2 protein-coding genes are annotated in these 1,799 nt (G+C 71.3%); both read right to left on the minus strand.

Translation table 11 applies throughout. The annotated features are described in order from the left end of the window. Positions 1 to 890, minus strand: an 890-nt coding sequence (locus tag AC31A1_RS50880; RefSeq protein WP_489659828.1) for an anti-sigma factor family protein, incomplete at its 3' end; no start/stop codon positions are given. Beyond that, positions 887 to 1,588 (minus strand): RNA polymerase sigma factor SigE, encoded by a 702-nt coding sequence (sigE, locus tag AC31A1_RS50885; protein ID WP_019072074.1) that lies wholly within the window; start codon positions 1,586 to 1,588, stop codon positions 887 to 889. The genes sigE and AC31A1_RS50880, both read right to left, overlap by 4 nt. Between the last annotated feature and the right edge of the window lie 211 nt (positions 1,589 to 1,799).

Here is a 1,799-nt window from a genome sequence, read left to right on the forward strand (position 1 = left end):
GCCGTGGACCACGACGTGAGGGCTACCGGCGGGGTCGCGTTGAGCGGGCGTATCAGGGGGGAGATGACCGCCGCTCCGGCCACCACCGGCGCGGAGAGCGTGTGCATGACCTCGTCGCCCTGGACTGCCGCAGGTGACGGCACTCCGGGGAGCAGCGGAGCGGAGACCGAGGTCGACGGGACCCCGGTGTCGCCGAGCATCGAGCGCTGGCTGGTGCCCTGGGCGAGCAGCGGGCCGACCGCACGGCGACGCCCCGCGTCGGTGGTCGCCGCCGCGCCCGCGCCCTGGGTACGCGCCGGCGTCACACCCGTACCGCCCCGCGCTTCCGCCGCCGTGTCGCCCGGCGCGACCGTGGCCACCCCGCCCAGCGCGATCGCGGCCAGCGAGACCGCCCCGGCGGCGACGAACGCGAACCGCATCCCGCGCGAGGCGGAGCGGTCGGCGTCGTGGCGGCTGACGTCATGGATACGGAAACCGTCACGGGCGGACCGGGACGGGGACGAAGGGGTCAGGGCCGTAGCGGCATGCGGGCCCGCCGGGACGTAGCCGAACTCGAACGCGTCGAGCGGGCCGTCTCTTTTGACGCCGAAGACACCGATTCCGGCGGCGAACAGTCCACCGCCGGGCGGCTCCTCGCCGTCCGTGTCGCCGCCTCCCCCGGGGAGCCCCTGGAGGCGGGCCAGGAAGCTCTCGGAGGGGGGCGGTGGGGCCATTTCCGCGAACACGTTCTTCAGTCGGCGCTGCGCGTCGGCCTCGGCCTTGCACTTCGTACAGGTGGCCAGGTGCGCCAGTACACGCTCGCGCGACTCATGACCGAGCTCCCCGTCCACCAGGGCGGAAAGTCGGTCTCCCAGATGCTGCTCCGCAGGCGTAGGACGTGATCCACTCACGCGGTCGCGCCCCCTCCCCCCAGCGCGGGCACACGCGCCACGAAGGAACGGCGCTCGGCCCGTGCTTCCGGCGAGCGGTGCGCGAGGGCCTTGCGGAGCTGGGAGCGGCCGCGGTGGATCCGGGAACGGACCGTACCGAGCTTGACGCCCAGGGTCGCGGCGATCTCCTCGTACGAGAGACCCTCGATGTCGCACAGGACGACCGCCGCCCGGAACTCCGGGGCGAGGGTGTCCAGGGCCTGCTGGACGTCCGCGTCGAAGTGCGCGTCGTTGAAGACCTGCTGGGGTGACGGCTCGCGGCTGGGCAGTCGCTCGGCCGCGTCCTCCCCCAGCGCGTCGAAACGGATGCGCTGCTTGCGGCGGACCATGTCCAGGAAGAGGTTGGTGGTGATGCGGTGCAGCCAGCCCTCGAAGGTGCCGGGCGTGTACGTCGACAGCGAACGGAAGACCCGGACGAAGACCTCCTGAGTGAGGTCCTCGGCGTCGTGCTGGTTCCCTGTCAGGCGGTACGCGAGCCGGTACACACGGCCGCTGTGGGTGCTGACGATCTCCTCCCAGGTGGGCGGAGTCCACGCCTGCCCGTCCGCGTCGGTGGAGAAGGTCGCGGTCTGGGCATGGTCAGCGGCGTGGCTGTGGTCAGCAGCGGTGTCGTTCACGGATTTCGGCCTGCCCGCCGATCCGAGAAAGCGCCGAAGCACTCCTCCCCGATCCACAGGTACAGCCGCACCTCCCCTGTCGGCTCTGGTGGTGTCCAGTGGAGCCCCTACCATAGCCACCTCGCCCGTTAGCTCCGGATAAGCGGTTTTACGAGAATTTGATACACGCTCATACCGACCTGGCGGTGGTGTGGGCCGATACCCGTGGCCCTGCCCGGCGTCCCGCTCGACAACCTGATCCATCGTCATCCCC

The organism is Streptomyces sp. P5F9 (assembly GCF_057961495.1).